The 17290-nt window shown below is 62.7% G+C and carries 11 protein-coding genes; 1 reads left to right on the forward strand and 10 read right to left on the reverse strand.

Annotated elements, in window-relative coordinates; all coding sequences use genetic code 11:
• Positions 1-123: 123 nt before the first annotated feature.
• Both dnaE and E5K00_RS18090 read right to left on the reverse strand, forming a co-directional pair.
• A complete protein-coding gene (gene dnaE, locus E5K00_RS18085) occupies positions 124-3840 on the reverse strand; it encodes a DNA polymerase III subunit alpha (RefSeq protein ID WP_135464678.1) in 3717 nt (1238 codons plus the stop codon).
• A 171-nt stretch (positions 3841-4011) separates the two neighbouring features.
• Positions 4012-4485, reverse strand: coding sequence for a hypothetical protein (locus tag E5K00_RS18090; RefSeq protein ID WP_135464679.1), 474 nt, complete (start codon positions 4483-4485; stop codon positions 4012-4014).
• 471 nt (positions 4486-4956) lie between these two features.
• Between E5K00_RS18090 and E5K00_RS18095 the strand changes: the two genes are divergently transcribed.
• Positions 4957-6069 carry a fatty acid desaturase family protein gene (locus E5K00_RS18095; RefSeq protein ID WP_317128884.1) on the forward strand — a complete coding sequence of 371 codons (1113 nt, stop codon included), beginning with the start codon at positions 4957-4959 and terminating at the stop codon, positions 6067-6069.
• A gap of 64 nt (positions 6070-6133) precedes the next feature.
• On the opposite strand, the gene E5K00_RS18100 is transcribed toward E5K00_RS18095, so the two are convergent.
• From E5K00_RS18100 to E5K00_RS18135, 8 genes are all read right to left on the reverse strand, one after another.
• Positions 6134-6940, reverse strand: a complete 807-nt coding sequence (locus E5K00_RS18100; RefSeq protein ID WP_135464680.1) for a LysM peptidoglycan-binding domain-containing protein — start codon at positions 6938-6940, stop codon at positions 6134-6136.
• A gap of 55 nt (positions 6941-6995) precedes the next feature.
• Complete coding sequence (locus E5K00_RS18105; protein WP_135464681.1) at positions 6996-9143, reverse strand: LysM peptidoglycan-binding domain-containing protein; 2148 nt, start codon at positions 9141-9143, stop codon at positions 6996-6998.
• A 256-nt stretch (positions 9144-9399) separates the two neighbouring features.
• Complete coding sequence (locus E5K00_RS18110) at positions 9400-12357, reverse strand: TonB-dependent receptor (protein WP_135464682.1); 2958 nt, start codon at positions 12355-12357, stop codon at positions 9400-9402.
• A 64-nt stretch (positions 12358-12421) separates the two neighbouring features.
• Positions 12422-13063 carry an O-methyltransferase gene (locus tag E5K00_RS18115; protein ID WP_135464683.1) on the reverse strand — a complete coding sequence of 214 codons (642 nt, stop codon included), beginning with the start codon at positions 13061-13063 and terminating at the stop codon, positions 12422-12424.
• A 29-nt stretch (positions 13064-13092) separates the two neighbouring features.
• Complete coding sequence (locus tag E5K00_RS18120) at positions 13093-13854, reverse strand: DUF4184 family protein (RefSeq protein ID WP_135464684.1); 762 nt, start codon at positions 13852-13854, stop codon at positions 13093-13095.
• Positions 13855-13930: 76 nt separating this feature from the next.
• Positions 13931-14374 carry a YDG/SRA domain-containing protein gene (locus E5K00_RS18125; protein WP_135464685.1) on the reverse strand — a complete coding sequence of 148 codons (444 nt, stop codon included), beginning with the start codon at positions 14372-14374 and terminating at the stop codon, positions 13931-13933.
• A gap of 273 nt (positions 14375-14647) precedes the next feature.
• Positions 14648-15880, reverse strand: coding sequence for a M16 family metallopeptidase (locus tag E5K00_RS18130; RefSeq protein WP_135464686.1), 1233 nt, complete (start codon positions 15878-15880; stop codon positions 14648-14650).
• Between the two features lie 353 nt (positions 15881-16233).
• A complete protein-coding gene (locus E5K00_RS18135) occupies positions 16234-17265 on the reverse strand; it encodes a glycosyltransferase family 9 protein (protein ID WP_135464687.1) in 1032 nt (343 codons plus the stop codon).
• Positions 17266-17290: the final 25 nt, after the last annotated feature.

Consider the following 17290-nt stretch of genomic DNA (forward strand, 5'->3'; position numbering starts at 1 on the left):
AAGACTTGCGCCGGAAAGTTTCATCCGGCCAGCTTGTCATAGTTTCTCGCCGGCAAGCCCGGCGGCCCGCGCAGTTTGCGCCCGTCGGCGTACCTGGCCCGCGCTGGTGGCCCCGCCGGCCGCCTATATCAGCTGGCAGGCCTCGATTTCCATAGCCCGCATCTTGCGGATAAACTCCTTGGGCTCGATGCGGTAGCGCCGCGAATAGGTATCCACGGTGAGGTGCTCGTGGGGCTCGGCAAACTTGATTTCGAGCTTCTTGGAGCCCGCGCAGCCTTCCACGGCTTCCATAAACCGGTCCATGAAGGGCTCGGTGATGGTGCGCAGGTCGAGCTGCACCCGCACGCCGTTGGCCAGCTTCTCGGCCACGTTGAACAGGGGCTCCATGGTCAGGATCTTGAACTCGAACTGGTCGGAGTCGCGGAAGCGCTGGGCGTACTTGCCGCGGATGTACATGGGTGGCACCTGCTCCTTGTCGTAGTTGCGGGGGTTAATCAGGGCCGAAAACCGGGTGTAGTCGTCGCGGAAAAGCGCCAGGTTCAGGCTCGACTCGTAGTCTTCCACGCTGAAGGAAACGAAGGGCTGCCCGGTCTTGGTGGTTTTGAACATGACGTTCGAAATCAGCCCGGCCACCGTGACTTCGCGGTTTTTGTAGCTCTCCACCTTGTCCAGCCCGCAGGTGCAGTACGAGTCAATTTCGAGCTTGAAGTCGTCGAGCGGGTGGCCCGAGAGGTAGAAGCCTACCACTTCCTTTTCGCGGCGCAGCTGCTCCGTAGCGGGCCAGGGCTCCATGTCGGCCACCTTGGGCAGGGGCATAGCCACGGCCCCGAAGGCCCCGCCGCCAAACAGGCTCTGCTGGGCCGAATCCTGGTCGGCCTGGTACTGCTGGCCCATCTTCACGGCCTTATCAATCAGGTTCTGGTCGCCGCCGGGCGCTTCCACGAACTGACGGCGGTGGTAACGCTCAAACGAATCGAAGGCGCCCGACAAAGCCAGGCTTTCGAACGTCTTCTTGTTGACGGCCCGTAGGTTGACGCGCTTGGAGAAGTCGAAAATATCGGTGTACGGGCCCTTTTTGTCGCGCTCCGCCACGATGCTTTCAATGGCGGCCTCGCCCGCGCCCTTCACGGCGGCCATGCCGAAGCGGATCTGGCCCTTTTCGTTGACGTTGAACTTGAGGATGGATTCGTTCACGTCGGGCCCGAGTACGGCCACGCCCTGGCGGCGGGCTTCCTCGATAAAGAAGGTCACCTTCTTGATGTCCGACATGTTGTTGGTCAGCACGGCGGCCATGTACTCGGCCGGGTAGTTGGCCTTCAGGTAACCGGTCTGGTAGGCCACCACCGAGTAGGCGGCGGAGTGGGAGCGGTTGAAGCCGTAGGCCGCAAACTTCTCCATCACGTCGAACACCTCGTTGGCCTTCTTTTCCTTGATGCCGTGCAGCTCGGCCGCGCCCTTGCAGAATTTCTCCCGCTCCTGCGCCATCTTCTTCATGTCCTTTTTCCCCATGGCCCGGCGCAAGAGGTCGGCGCCGCCGAGGGAGTAGCCGGCCAGAATCTGGGCGGCCTGCATGATCTGCTCCTGGTACACCATGATGCCCTGGGAGTAGTTCAGAATGGGCTCCAGCAGCTCGTGCGGGTACTCAACCACCTCGCGCCCGTGCTTGCGGTTGATGAAGTTCGGAATGAACTGCATCGGGCCGGGGCGGTACAAGGCGTTCATGGCAATCAGGTCCTCGATGTTGGTGGGCTTGAGGTCCTTGAGGTACATGCGCATGCCCTCCGACTCGAACTGGAACGTGCCAATCGTGTCGCCGCGCTGGTAGAGCTCGTAGGTTTTGGGGTCGTCGAGCGGGATGTCGTCGATGTTGATGTCGACGCCGTGGTTTTTCTTGATCAACTCCAGGGCATCGACGATGATGGTCAGCGTCTTCAGCCCCAGGAAGTCCATCTTCAGCATCCCGGCACTCTCAATCACCTTGCCGTCGAACTGGGTGATGAGCAGGTCCGAGTCCTTGGAGGTCGAAACCGGGATGTACTTGGTGATGTCGTCGGGGGCGATGATGACGCCGGCCGCGTGGATGCCCGTGTTGCGCACCGAGCCTTCCAGCTTGTGGGCCAGGCGCAGAATGTGGCCCCGCAGGTTGTCGGGGGCCATGTCGCGGACGATATAGTCGAGCTCGGCGTTTTCGGCGAAGGCCCCGGCCAGAGTGGTACCGGGCTTCTCGGGCACCATCTTGGCCAGCTCGTTGGTCTGGGGCAGGGGCAGCTCCATAGCCCGGGCCACGTCCTTGATGCTGGACTTGGCGGCCATCGTACCGAAGGTGATGATCTGGGCCACCTGGGTTTTGCCGTACTTATCCACCACGTAGTCGATGACGCGCTGGCGGTTCACGTCGTCGAAGTCGATGTCGATATCGGGCATCGACACGCGTTCCGGGTTGAGGAAACGCTCGAACAGCAGGCTATACTTAATCGGGTCGATGTTGGTGATACCCACGCAGTAGGCCACCGCCGAGCCGGCCGCCGAGCCCCGGCCCGGCCCCACGGCCACGCCCATTTCGCGGCCCTTGTTGATAAAGTCCTGGGTGATAAGGAAGTAGCCGGCGAAGCCCATCGTCTGGATAATGCGCAGCTCGTAATCCAGGCGCTCCTCGATTTCGGGCGTGCGCTCGGAGTAGCGGGGCGGCTTGGTCATCGTCACGACGCCCTTGCCGGCACTCGGCCCAAAGGCCCCCACGTAGGTCAGCTCGCGCAGAAACTCGTCGGCGTTGGCAAAAACCGGGGGAATGGGGAAGTTGGGCAACAGAATGTCACGCGCCAGCTTGGGCGGCGTGATTTTATCGACGATTTCGTTGGTGTTGTCCACGCTCTCCGGCACGTCGTGGAACAGCTGGTTCATCTGCTCCTGGCTCTTGAAGAAGAACTGGTCGTTGGGAAAGCCGAAGCGGGCCCGGGGCTTGGGCATCTGGGCTTCCTCGTCGATGCGCATGAGCTGGCGCCGCACCTGGTCGTCGGAGGCGGCCAGGGGGCGCAGGTTGTCGAGGTGGTCGTAGAGGACCTTGTTTTCGCCCGACACCAGGCGGAAGTACTTGGTCTGGAAGTCGCCGACCGGGATGCTGTGCTCTTCGCCGGTGTTCACGCACAGCAGCAAATCGTGGGGGGCAAAGTCCTCCTGATTCACGTAGTGCGAGTCGTTGGTGCAAATCACCTTGACGTTGTACTTCTGGGCCCAGCGCAGCAGCACTTGGTTCAAATCTTCCTGGCTTTTGCCGGTGTTGTCGATGTTCTCGATGCCGTGGCGCTGGATTTCGATGTAGTAATCGTCGCCGAACACGTCGAGCCACCACTTGAGCTGCTTCTCGGCTTCCTCCTCGGTTTTCCACAGCAGCGCCTGCGGAATTTCGGCCCCGATGCAGCACGAAGTGGCAATCAGCCCTTCGTGGTACTGGAGCAGCAGCTCCTTGTCGATACGCGGATACTTGGAGTACACGCCCTCGATGAAGCTCATGGAGCAGAGCTTGGCCAGATTCTGGTAGCCGGCCTGGTCCTTGGCCAGCAAGAGCTGGTGGTGGCGCACGTCCCGCTCGCCTTTTTCCCGGCTGAAGCTTTTCTTGTGCCGGTCTTCCACTAAGTAGAACTCGCAGCCCACGATGGGCTTCACGTTGTACTTATTGGCTTCGGCCACGAAGTTGAAGGCCCCGAACATGTTGCCGTGGTCGGTTAGGGCCACGGCGGGCATGCCGTCGGCCTGGGCCTTTTTCATCAGGGCGCTGATGCTGGCCTGGCCGTCGAGCAGGGAATATTGGGTATGGCAGTGTAGGTGCGAGAATACGGGCATGGGCAAGCTGGCCCCGGGCCGTTAGGGTCCGAAGCGGAAAGTAAAGTTACCGCCAAATGCGGGGCCGGGAAAGATTGCGCGGCAAGGGATTTTGTGTACGAACAGGAAAGGGCGGCCTGGGGTGCCGCCCTTCTGGTAAGGGTATTTCTGGCCCGTCAAACAGGTGCTTACTTAGTCGGCGGGCACCAGCGGGGCAGGCAGCACGGCGAGCTGGGCGGCCTCGAAGCGGCGAAAGGCAGCCTCCAGGGCGGAGTTACGCTGGCGTCGCGCCTGCATCTTCGCGGCGGCAGTGCTGGCTTGCAACGCCTGCTGATCCTTGGCCCAGGTCGGGCTCTGCAGGGAAAGTCGGATGGGTTGCTGCTTGTTTACGGGCAGCTTCTTCAGCTCCTCGGCTTCGGCCGCCAAACCTTTCCTGCGCGCGCCAAACTCGGTGATGGCCGTGCTCAGCAGCGCAATAGCGCGCCCGTCGCTGGGGGCAAAGTAGATTTCCCGGTAGCGCTGACTAAGATCGGCAAAGTACTGCGCGGCGTGGGCCTGCAGGCTGGTAACGGCGGCCGGCGGGGCAGGGGTAGTTTTGGTTTGGGCCGGCAGCACGGTGGCGGCGGCCCATGCCAGGTAGCCGGTAAGCAAAAGACGTTGTAGCATGGAGGAAGAAAGGGAATCTTGGCCAAGAAGTTCCGGCCGCAGCGTCGTTGCCACCGGCTACGCCGTAGGTTTTACCTTCGGTGCGCCCGGACGAGCAGACCAGACCCGGCCCGGGAAGCCAGAAAAGCTGCCCTGCCGTCGGCATCCTCCCCGAGGAAGAAAGCGCCGGCTGGGCTCACGAAAAGTAGAAGGGGCCGTTGCCGCCTCTGGCAGGCGGGAAATGGCTGCGCCGGCCCGCCGGCCCGGTTTGCGGAGGTGCATCCGCCGGGCCGGCAGAAATTGCAGAGAAGCTCCGCCGTAAGAATCTGGTTATCTTGCCGCCAATATTGTACTTATTCCTCACGCTTTACGTTAGAAGCTTAATTATCAGTTCAATTCCGGCGTTGGCGGTATTTCATATTCTTTAGGCGTGCTACGCGGCTCTCGGACCCGCAATCTTATAGCCGTATTCTTCGGGTTTCTATTTAGTGGTTGTCGTCATTCCCGGCCGAGCGGTTCGGTCAGTATCTGCGCATGAAGTATTTGGTTTCCCTTACCGACCCGGTCTACGACCCGGCGGCCCCGCTTTCCCGGCTCGACGCCTGGTTTTTGCAATTTATCCAGGACAAGCGCGACCTGCCGTTTGTGTACCTCATTCTGGAAATAACGGCGACGCTGCTGCCCTTGGCGGGTCTGCTGTTCGTGCCCGGCCTTTCCGCGGCTTGGTGGTGGGGCACGTTCGGGCTGTATCTGCTGCTGACCACGTTTTACTTCAAGGGTCCTTTTGGTCTGATGCTGCACTGCACCAGCCACCGGATTCTGTTCAAGAAGAAGTACAGCCGCCTCAACCACTACATTCCCTGGGTTATCGGGCCGCTGTTCGGGCAAACGCCGGAGACGTACTTTACCCACCACCTGGGCATGCACCACCCGGAAAACAACCTGCCCGACGACGAAAGCTCCACCATGTACTACCAGCGCGACTCGGTAGCCAGCTTTGGCCGCTACCTGGCCGATTTTTTCCTGCTGGGCATTCCGAAGCTGGTGCTGTATTTTGGGCGCACCAGCAAGCCCAAGCTGCGGTTTCGGCTGCTGCGCGGTGAGGTAGTCTACCTCGTGGCCTGCCTCGGGCTGGCTTTCGTGAACCTGCCCGCCACGCTGGCCGTGCTGGTGCTGCCCGTCGTCGTGACGCGGGCCGTGATGATGCTCGGCAACTGGAGCCAGCACGCCTTTATCGACTCGGCCGATCCGGGCAACTGCTACACCAACAGCGTAACCTGCATCAACACCAAATACAACCACAAGTGCTGGAACGACGGCTACCACATCAGCCACCACCTCAAGCCGGCCCTGCACTGGACCGAGCACCCGGCTCACTTCCAAACCAACCTGGACCAGTATACCCACCACCAGGCCGTAGTATTCGACGGTATCCACTTCCTGCACATTTTCGCCTTCCTAATGACGCGCCGCTACGATTTGCTGGCCCGGCACTTCGTCAACCTGGGCGAGCAGTACCAGTCCGAGGCCGAAGTGGTGGCTTTCCTCAAGTCGCGCACCCGCCGCATTGCCCGCCTGGCCCCGCCGGTGGCCGTGGCCGCCTGAAACGCACTCTGACCAATAAAAAAGGGCCGCTGTAGTAGCGGCCCTTTTTTGTTGGTCAAACACCTTACTTCCCCGGGTTCAGCACCAGCACTTCCCCGATGCGGACGGCCCCGGTGGGCTTGTTGTTCCACTCCTGGAGCTGGGCCGGCGTAACGCCGTAGTGGCGGGAAATGCTGAACAGCGTCTCGCCTTTCTGCACCGTATGGCGCACCGGCGCAGCCGCCGGGGCACTGGGCGCGGTGGCCGGAGCCGGCGTTTTGGCCGGCGTAGTTGCCAGCGGGGCTACTTTGAAAGGCGTCGCCGCAGTGGTTGCGCCGGGCTTGGTCGTGGCCAGGGAGTTGGCGGCGGCTTTCTTGGCAGGCTTGGCTGGCGGCAGCGAAATGGTACCCATCGGCTCGGGAGCGGGAGTGGCAGCCACCGGCGGCGTGATTTTGGCCGTGCCCACGAAGCCCGAGGCGTGGAGCCGCTCGGCGGCCACTTTCAGGTCGGGGTTTTTGGCGGCGCGGGCATCGAAGCCGCGAAACTGCGGGCTGCGCATCAGCGTCTGCAGCTCAATCTGCCAGGGGTGCTGGCGCAGGCGCTGGGCCAGCTGCTGCTGCTGCTCGCGCGGCAGGCTGGCCGTGTAGTGGCTCAGGCGCTGGTTCAGGGTCGGAATTTCGAGCAGGGCCTTGTCGATCAGCTGCACGGCGCGGGCGTCGCTGGGCTCGAAGTAAATGTCGCGCAGCTGCCGCACGCTGGTTTGCACCAGGCCCGACATCACCCGCACGGAATCTTCGGAAAGGGTAGGGGCCGGGGCCGACTGCTGGGCCCGGCTGGCCAGGGGCGCCGCCAGCAGTCCGGCAAAGAAAAGAACTTGGGAGAAGGTACGCATTCGGAAAGCAGCTAAATAAAAATCGGAAAAAGTGCGTGAAAACGGCCGCTGCTGGCTATTTCGTGGGTTTAATAACCAGGACTTCGCCCAGCTTGACGTTGGAGTCCGCCTTGTTATTCCACTCCATCACCTGCTTGATGCTCACGTTGTACTTGCGGGCAATGCCGTACATCGACTCGCCCGTGGCGACGGTGTGCTTTACCGGCTCGGCCGCCGCCAGTGCCTCCGTCGGTGCCGGCGCTGCCGCTACGGTGGTGCCGTCCGCTGGCGCGGCCACACGCAGCACCTGGCCCAGCCGCAACGACGGGCTGGCGGGTAGATTGTTCCAGGCAATCAGGTCGGCGGGGCGCAGCGCGTACTTGCGGGCCACGGCATACAGCGTTTCGCCTTTCTGCACGGTATGCAGGCCCGAGGCCGGTACCGGCTCCACGCTGGCGGAGGACGTATACAGCGGGGGCTGCGGCTGCGGTGCCGGAGCCGCGGCTGGGGCTGCTGGAGCTGGTGCGGGCGTCGTCTTGGTCGTTGCCGGGCTCGTTCGGACGGGTGCCGAAGCGGCGGCTACCGGCTCCGGGCTGGGCTCATCGGCCACGGGCGCCGTCGTGGGCAGCGGCTTCTTGGGCGTTTGGGCCACGGGTTTATCGGTGGTTGCCGGGATTCGCACGGTGGGTTTAGGTGCGGCCTGGGGCAGCTCGTTCAGATTCTCCATGTGGTCGTCCGTCGCGCTGTCGGTTTGCGTTACCAGGGCGTTGTCGGGGCTCACGGCCACCGTGTCGGCGGCTTCCGTCGCGTCCTCCAGAATGCGGCTGGCGGCGGCCGTCGTGCCGGTGTAGGGCTCGGCCTCGTCTTTCGCCTTCTCCTTTTTCTTGGCGGGCTTGGCCGGAGCCGGAGCCGCCGCTACCGGGGGCGTCGACCGCTCGAAGGCGGCCAGTGCGGCGGCGTTGTCGCTCTTGGCGTACTCAATGGCTACTTCCTTGGGCCGGGTGTGTTGCAGCCACAGAATGCGGCCGGCCCGCAGCTCCTCGTTGCGCGGCATGCGGTTTTTGCTCCAGATCGACTTGGCCCGCACCCCGTATTTCTGCGACACGATGGCCACACTCTCGCCGGGCAGGGCCACGTGGTACTCCACGGCGGCCTTATCCTTCTTTTTCTGCACGAAGTAAGGCTGACCCACCACGATGTTGTCGAAGGCAAACAGGTCGTTGAACTGCATGAACTTGCGCATCTTCAAACCCGCCCGCTGGGCCAGGCTTTCCTTGGTGTCGCCGGGCAGGGCAATGATGGCGCGCAGCCCGTTGACCTGCACGAACTCGGCGTTCTGCGGGTCGGGCTTGGGCTCGTGCAGCAGCTGACCGGCGGCGGCTGTTTTCTGCTGGACCGCCATAGCCGTGAGCTGCAGCGGGTCCGTCACGGGCACCAGAATGGTGTAGGCTTTGTCGGAGGGCACGGGGCCGTCGTTTAGCAGCCAGCGGTTGTGCTTGGCCAGTTCCTCGGGGCTGGTTTGCAGCGAAGCCGCCAGCGCGGAAAGCTGCTGCCCGGTTGCGGCCGGAAATTCGGCCAGCAGCATCGGGGGCTTGGGGTTCTGGCCGCAGGCGGTTTCGAAGGCTACCTTGTGGGCCAGAAAGGTGAGAACGTAGGTGTGCGTCTGCTCGGAAATCTCCATTTCCGTGGCGTTGGCATCGGTGGGCAGCGTGTAGGGCTTGGCCCCGGTCAGGCCCAGGTTGTAGCTGAGCAGCGTGTTGACCCAGTTGTGAAACGTGTTGTTGTTGCGCAGAAAATACCGGGCCGCCGCCCGCGACGAGGCCACGATGTGCTTGCGCTCATCCACCACGTCGTTTACCACCACGCCCAGCTCCGTGGCCGATTCGCGCTTGAACTGCCAGTAGCCCACCGCGTCGTGGATGGACTGCGCCTCGCCCTGCAGGCCGCTTTCCTGCAACACCAGGTAGCGAAATTCCTGGGGCACGCCCTCGGTCTGAAACACCCGGTCGATGATGGGGAAGTAGGCGTCGGCCAGGTTTACGCGGGCCTGAAACGAGGGCTGGTAGCGCCGGATGGCGTCCACTTTCTGCTGAACGGCCGCGCGGCCGCCGTCGGTGAGGCGCAGGTGCAGGCCGGCAAAATACAGGTCGGAAGGAACGGCCACGCTTTGGGCCGCCGCCAGCAGGGGCAGCAGGCAAAGCAGGGTGAGTACAAGTCGTTTCATAGAAAGCAAAGCGGGCTTTCTGGCTTCTATCCTAATGCGTGCCAGATTTCACCTTTACAAAGTAGGCGAAAAAACGGTGGATGAGGCAGCAAAAGCCCCGAAAAGGCACAATTTTCAGGGCTGAGTAACGCCCGGCCGCCGCCGGCTCCCGGCCGCCGGTGCAAAACGAGACCGGTAAAAACCACGCGGGGCCCCTACTTTCAGCAAGCCGGGGCCCCGCGTGGGTACCGTTGTTTTGCGGGCTTTCCGGCCGGAATCAGCCGCCGAATCCGCCGCCGGGCCGGCCCCCGCCGCCCCCGGGCGGACGGCCACCGGGAGGGCCAAACTGCCTGTTTCCGTCGCGCGGGGCGTCGGTGGGCGCCGCGCCGCTGCCGCCGAAGTTGCGCAGGTTGTAGGTAAACATCAGCATGAAGTAGCGCTGCAGAATGTTGGTGCGCACGTCTTCGGTGTACGCTTCCGTGATGTTACGCTGAATGCTGTTGTTTTGGCCCAGCAAGTCGAAGGCAAACAGCTTGAGCTCGGCCTGCTGCTTGGGCAGGAATTTTTTGCCCAGGCTGGCATTCCAGAGCACGAAGTTCTGGTTGTAGCCCGCCGTCAGGCCGCGGTAGGCCACGTGGTTTACATCCGACTGCAGCGTGACGCCCTTCACCAGAATCCAGTTCAGGCGCAGGGTGGTGTTCTGGCGGAAATACTGGCTGTTGCTCTGGCTCTGCACCGTGTTGCGGGCGTAGGTCTGCGACGAGTTGGACGACAGCGTGAAGTCCAGCTCGGGGCTGATGTTGCTGCTCAGCACCGCGCCCAGGCCGAAGTTGGGGGAGCGGTTGTAGTTCAGCCGCGAGTTGACGAAGCCCGGCGTCTGGCTGAAGGTGGCCGAGGCGTTCAGGTTCAGGTTCGACTTGATGAGCTTCAGCGGCAGGGTGTAGTTGGCAAAAGAGCGCAGCGAATACTCGTTGTTCAGGTTGACGGGCCGGATGATGGTACCCCCGGCCGGTACTACCACCGTGGTGCCCTCGATGCGGGTCGGCTCGCGCACCACCAAAGTGCTGTTGGCAATGGAGTTGTCGGTGTAGGAGCCGCCCACCAGAGCGAAAAACGACCGGGAGGTTTCGGGCTGGGTGGCCGAGTAGCGCACGAACAGGTTGTGGGTGTATTCCTGGGCTAGGTTCGGGTTGCCGGTCCGAATCTGGAGCTGGTTGGAGTTGTTCACCACGTCCTGCAGCTGGCTGATGCTCGGGTTTTGGGTGCGGGCCTGGTAGTTGACGCGCAGGTTTTGCTGGCGCGAAAACTTGTACTGCAGCTGCGCGGTGGGCAGCACGCTCCAGAAAGGCCGGTCGGTGGTGACGGAGCGGGGAAACTCCTGCTCGTTGTGCAGCTGGGCGTACTGCAGCGAGCCGCCCACCGACCATTCCAGCTTCTGGAACTGGTAGCGGTAGGTCAGGCCCGCGGAGTTAGTGGTGTAGCGGCTGGTGAAGACGTTGCTGAGCTGCTCGTTCAGGTCGCGGCCGTCGTTGGGCAGCAGCTCGTAGGTTTTTTTGTCCGAGTCGTTGGGGGCGTAATTTATCGTGTAATTCAGTTGGAGCTGGCTTTTCAGACTCAGCGGCTCGGTGTAGCTGGCCGTGCCGTTCCAGGTCCAGCCAATCTGGTCGAGGCGGGAGTATTGGTTGGTAAACGAGGGCGTGGCCGTGGGCCGGGAAGTGAAGTCGAAGTTCTCGGAGTAGAGGAAGTTGTCGGCGTCGCGGTTGTTGTAGGTCGTGTTCAGGCCCAGCGAGAAGGTGCGGCCCCGCTTGGCAAACCGGTGGCGGTAGAGCAGTTGGTTGGTGAGCGTGAGGCCCATCTGGGCCGAGTGGTACTTGCTCAGGTTGGTGCTCTGGCTGCTGTCGGACTGCTCGGAGAAAGCGCCCAGGAAGGTGCGCCCGTCGAGGTTACTGTCGCTCGTGTTGTTCTGCATCGTAACGCGCGGCTGCCAGAGCAGGGAGTTCAGCGAGTCGAACTTGTGCTCCAGGCGCAGGTTGAAGCGGTTGTTGATGTTGCGCGCCGAGCCGGTCGAGGCCTCGTCGTAGCCCAGCGTGCGGCCGCGCGTCTGCACGTTATACAGGCGGTTGGTCGCGCTGTTGGCCACGTTGTCGCTCAGGTTGAAGAAGTAGCTGGCCTGCACGTCGGTTTTTTTGCCCCAGCTGTCGGAGTAGTTCAGGCCCACGGCGTGGGTGGTCGAAATGCCGCTGGCCTGGTTCACCAGGAAGTTACCGGCGTTGCCACCCCCTCCGCCGCCGCCCCGGTTGCCGGCGTTGCCGCCCGCGCCCTGCCGCCCGCCGCCCCGCTGGCCCCCGCCGCCCTGGGCCGAGGTGCCGATGACGCCCAGCAAATCGTCGGTGCCGAAGTTCTGCTCGTTCACGTTGTTGGACTGCGCCACGACGGAAAAGCGGCGCGCCCCCTTAAACGAGTTGATGTTGCCGCTCACCCGGTACTTGTCCCGGCCCGCGTCGGGGCCGTAGCCGGCCACGATGCGCCCGAACTGCCCGTTGCGGAAGGTAGGCTTGGTGACGATGTTGATGGTTTTCTCGGTGTTGCCGTCGTTGAAGCCCGTGAACTGCGACTGGTCGCTGCGGCGGTCATACACCTGAATCTTGTCGATGGCCTCGGCCGGCAGGTTCTTGAGCACGGCGTCCGGGTCGCTGCCGAAAAACTCCTTGCCGTCGACCAGCACGCGCTGCACCTGCTCGCCCTGGGCCTGCACTTTGCCGTCCTGCACGATTACGCCGGGCATCTTGGTAATCAGATCCTGGGCGTTGGCGTCGGGGTTGGTTTTGAAGGCCCGGGAGTCATACTGGGTCGTGTCGCCCTTCTGCACGGCGGCGGCGGCCTGGCCCACTACTTCTACCCCGTTGAGCTTCACCTGGCTGGTGGCCAGCGCCAGCGTACCCAGCACCACGGGCGCCGCGGCGACTTCCACCGGGCGGCGCAGGGTCTGGTAGCCCAGAAACGACACCGTCAGCACGTAGCGGCCGGGGGCGGCCGTCAGCTCAAAGCGGCCGGTGGGGTCTACGGCGGCCCCGGTTTTCACCGAGTCGGGCACGCGCGTGAGCAGCACGTTGGCCCCAATCAGCGGCGATTGGTCGGTGATGTCGACTACGCGCCCGGAGATAGGATAGGTCTGCGCGAATACGGGTAGCGTAGCCAGCAGCAACACCAGCAATAAGGTTACTTTCTTCATCATTCTATTGGGCCTGAAGCCCAATAGACGCGGCGTCAGCTTAAATGTTTAACCACGGCAAGTTACATTATCGTTTGCGTACCATCAAAAGCCCGTCGCGCAGGGGCAGAAACACGTTTTCTACCCGTTCATCCTGCTGCACAAAATCATTGAAGGCCCGCACGGCGTGGGCGTCTTTGTCGGCGGGCTTTAGCGGGTAGGAGGGCAGGGCCTTGCCGCTCCACAAGACGTTGTCAATCAACATAAAGCCGCCGGGGCGTACCTGCGGCAGCACCAGCTCGTAATAGTGAGCATTGTTGATTTTGTCGGCGTCGATGAACACCAAATCCCAGGTTTCAATTAAGGTGCCCAGCACCGCCGTGGCGTCGCCGATATGCAGGTGAATGCGCCCGACCAGGCCCGCTTCCTGCACGTAGCGCCGGATGCGGGCTTCCAGCTCGGGATTTTGCTCCACGGTGTGCAGCTCGCCATCCGCCGTGAGACCCTCGGCCAGGCACAGCGCCGAGTAGCCGGTGAAGGTGCCCAGCTCCAGCACGCGCCGGGGCCGCACCATGTGGCTGAGCATGCTCAGCACGCGCCCTTGCAGGTGGCCCGAGAGCATGCGCGGGGCCAGCACCTGCACGTGGGTTTCCCGGTTGAGGCGGCGCAGCAGGTCGGGCTCGGGAGAAGTATGGTGTTCGGCGTAGGTCTGCAGGTCGTCGGGGTGCACAGCGGGAAAAGGTAAAAAAGGGAAGTGAATCAGGGAAAAACGGCGGGCGGCGGTGCCAGGCGGCGGCGTAGCGTGCCGGCCGCCACCAGCATGCCAACCAGGCCGGCGCTCATGCCGGTTACCAGCACCGAGTTGGCATCAAAGGGCCAGATGTGGGCCGAATACAGCATAAAAGGCCCCCAGAGCAGCACCAGCACCGCCGCCGTGGCCAGCCAGAACGTAAAGCGCGTGCGGGTGGGGGGCGGCGGGGAAGTGGGCCGGGCCGGCAGCCGGAGCACGTACCAGACAATGCTGCCCAGGCCCACGAACGTGCTGCCGTACTGCAAAAACGTGTAGAGCGGCCAGCCCTGCCCGAACCCCGGCAGCGTCTGCTGCAAAAAAGGACAGTTCAGCACCATCAGGCCGTCATCGTGGGTAAACCAGTCCCAGACGATGTGCGACGCGCAGCCCAGCAGCGCCCCGGCCAGCACCGGCCCCGACACCAGGCGGCGCAGGGGCCACGCGGGCCCCACCAGCGGCAGCAGGCGCTTGCGCAGCACGTCGGGCAGGCTCTGGGCCAGCGGCAGCTTTACCAGGCGGTGAAACAGCCAGGCAAAGGCCAGAATCAGGGGCAGATCCAGCCAGAAAACCCCGGCCAGCGTGTGCCCATAGATGCCGTCGGGCCGCAGGCGCAGGAAGTACTCGAAGTCGGGACTCATGGCGCCCAGCACCAGCGCGGTAGCCGAGAGGTGGCGGTGCCAGGGGCGCAGCAGGGGCAAAATAAGGGCGGGATGAGCGGGCGTGAAAGGCATGCCGCAGACGGTTCAGGCAAAAAGAGGAAACGCAGACGAGGGCGCAAATAACGGCAAATCAACCCAGCCAGTATACTTAGCCCAGCACCGGGCGGAGCGTAAACAGCCAAACTTGGTAGCCCGACTGGCCCCGGACGTACTGCGCCGCCCGCACCTGGTACAAGCCTTCGTAGCGGTACGGGGTCAGGCCGTCGTCGGTGGTTACTTTGTGCAGCACCCGCACCGGCCGGCCGGTTTCCAGGCTTTTGTGAAAGGCGACGTTGCGGGGCGTCAGCTGCTGGTCGGCTACTTGCCGGCCCGAGTGTGGGTCCCGCCCGCCGTGCCCGGCGTAGAGAATCTGGTCTTCCCCAAACACGTCGTCCTCGTACTGCCCGGCCAGCACGATGGAGTCGACGCCCTCGGTCGCCGTGCCGCTGACGCCGGCCCGCAGCGGCCGGTGCAGGCCCGCCAGGCTCAGCGCGGCCCGGGAAGCGAATAAGTCGCCGGGCCGGTAGGTGCCCACGTGGCCGAATACGCGCATGCGGTGGAGCGGTGAAATGGTAAGATGGTGAGATGGTGAGTTTTCGTCCTTGAAGAGTGTCATGGCGAGGCGCAGCCGTGGCCATCCGTCCTCCGAAATGGGCTGAGCCTTCTAATGTGAAAAGCCCTTTCCTACCGGCGTGTAAGAAAGGGCTTTCTGATAAAAGGGCGTTTGTCACCAGCAGCGGACGGATTGCTTCGGCCGTTAGCCTCGCAATGACACGACTTCTACATTAGTACATTCCCCACATTAGCACCTGAGCACATTAAAACTCTATTCCGGCAAATATTGCAGCACGCTCAGGTTGTCTTCGCGCAGCACGTCGTTGGCCAGGTCGCGCAGCTCCTCGGCGGTGATTTGGCGGATCTGGGCAAACACCTCGTTAATGGATTCCACCCGGTTCAAATCCAGGGTGCTTTTGCCCAGCAGCTGCATCATCCCGCTGTTGCTTTCCTCCGACATGGCCAGCTGGCCCATCAGCTGCTCTTTCACGACGTGCAGCTGGTTGGTGGTCAGGGTTTTTTCGCGCAGCAGCTTCAGTTCCTTGTTGACTAGCGAAATCGTGCGGGCCACCTGCTTTTTCTCGGTGCCGAAGTAAATGCCGAACAAGCCCGTGTCGGTGTAGGGGCTGTAGGTCGAGTCGATGGTGTAGACCAAACCGTACTTTTCGCGCACGGCCAGGTTCAGGCGGGAGTTCATGCCGGGGCCGCCGAGCAGGTTGTTGAGCATGAAAAACGGAATCCGCCGCTTGTCGCTGATGGCGTAGGCCGGCCCCCCGATGATGCAGTGGGCCTGGTTGATGGGTTTCCGCTCGGTTTGCTCTACCCGCTGGAAGGCCGTGAACGGCGTGCGGGGCCGGACCCCGAGCTGGGCCGGCAGCGGGGCCAGGTACTTATCGGCCAGGCGCTTCACTTCCTTGAAGGGCAGGTTGCTCACCGAGCTGAACGCCAGCCGGTCGGTGCGCACGTTGTCGGCCAGAAACTGGAAGAAGTCCTGCTGCGCGAAGCCCGACACACTCTCGCGGGTGCCCAGAATGTTGTGGCCCAGGGAATGGTTCGGGAAAATCACGCCGTCGAAGTCGTCCACAATGGCGTCTTCGGGGGCATCCTGGTACATGCTCATTTCCTCCAGAATCACGCCGCGCTCCTTCTCGATTTCCTTTTCCGGAAACACCGAGTGAAACGTCAGATCGGTCAGCAGCTCGAAGGCCCGCTCGAAGTGGGTGCTGAGCAGGGAGGCGTAAAAGCAGATTTTCTCCTTGGTTGTATAGGCGTTCAGCTCGCCGCCCACGGTTTCGAGGCGGTTCAGGATATGAAAGCTCTTGCGCTTCTCGGTGCCCTTGAAAGCCATGTGCTCCCAGAAGTGGGCCAGGCCGAGCTGGTGCAGCTTTTCGTCGCGGGAGCCAATGTCCAGCAGAAAGCCGCAGTGCGCAATCTTGGTGTGCAGTACTTGTTTATGCAGAACCCGAATGCCGTTGGGCAACTCGTAGAGGTCGTAATCAGACATTAGTTGGGGTCTTGAGGACAGGAGCCGGCCACCCGAAAAAGAAGCTGGGCCGGAAAAGATACTAACCAGCAAGCCGCGCCGCTGGTTTCATCCCCGCAAAGGAGAGGATAATGTGCGAATGTGAGGAATGTGCTGAGGTGCTAATGTGGTGGAATGTGAGAAATGTGGAAAATGTGCTGATATGGGAAACGTGCCCAGGCTTCTGCTCAGGCGTCGGGGCTTTGTAAGTAAAGGGTAAAGGGACGTTTCGTATTGCGCAAAAGGACGAATGAACACCGCCTGAAGCTCAAAATGCCATTCGTCCTTATTCATTCCCCACATTCAAACCACATTCAAACCACATTCTAACCACATTACCCCGCTTCCGCTTCGGCCAGGGCGCTGAGCAGCTGGCTGGTTTCAATGCCGTAGGCGCAGTGGAAGTGGTTCAGGGGGCACTTACGGTAGCCGTGCAGGCCGCAGGGCTTGCAGGCCAGCTCCTCGCGCAACTCCACCACCCGCGAGAAGGGACTCAGGGGGCCAAACCCGAAAAACGGCACCGTGGAGCAGTAAATGGCGCAGGTAGGCGCCCCCTGGGCCGAGCACAGGTGCATGGGCGCCGAGTCGTTGACGTAGTTCAGCACCGCCCCGCGCATCAGGGCCGCCGAGGCCAGCAACGACAGTTTACCCGCCAGGTTCACCACGCCGGGCCGGCCGCTGGCCGCCAGCAGGACCTCGCACTCGGCCACGTCGGGCGGGCCCCCGATGAGAAACACGGCGTACTTGGCCGGCAGCGCGGCCAGCAGCTTCAGCCACTGCTCCCGGGGAAACTGCTTGGTAAACCACACCGAGGTCGGCGCGATGCAGATATAGGGCCGGCCGCCGGCTTGCTGCGCGGCCTGGGCGGCGGCCGCCTCGTCGGCCGCGCTGGGGTAGAGGCGGGGCATGGTCAGGGGGCCGTCGTAGGCCGGGTCGAGCAGGTGCAGGTTGCGCGACACCTCGTGCACGCCCGACCCAATCACGTGGGGAATGGCCCGGGTGAAGCGGAAGGAAAACGGGTTTTTATCGAAGCCCACCCGCTCGGGAGCCCCCGAAAAAGCCGTCAGGAAGCCCGTGGAGGCAAAGCGCTGCAAGGTCACGACGCGCTGGTAGTCGGCCTGCCGGATGCGTTGCAGCAGCTGCCAGAGCCCGCGGTACTTGTCCTGCTTCTTGTCCCAGATCAGCACCTGCCGCACGTGGGGGTGGTTTTGCACCAGGCCCTCGTTGCCCTTGCGCACCAGAAAGTCGACGGGCGTGTCGGGCTCGGTGTGGTGCAGGTGTTCCAGCAGGGCCGTAGCCAGAATAACGTCGCCGATAAAGGCGGTTTGAATCAGCAGAACGGCGCGGCGGGCAACAGGATCAGGCATAGACGAGTAGCAGTTTGCAAAGATA

This window comes from Hymenobacter aquaticus, from assembly GCF_004765605.1.
GTDB classification, from domain to species: Bacteria; Bacteroidota; Bacteroidia; order Cytophagales; family Hymenobacteraceae; genus Hymenobacter; species Hymenobacter aquaticus.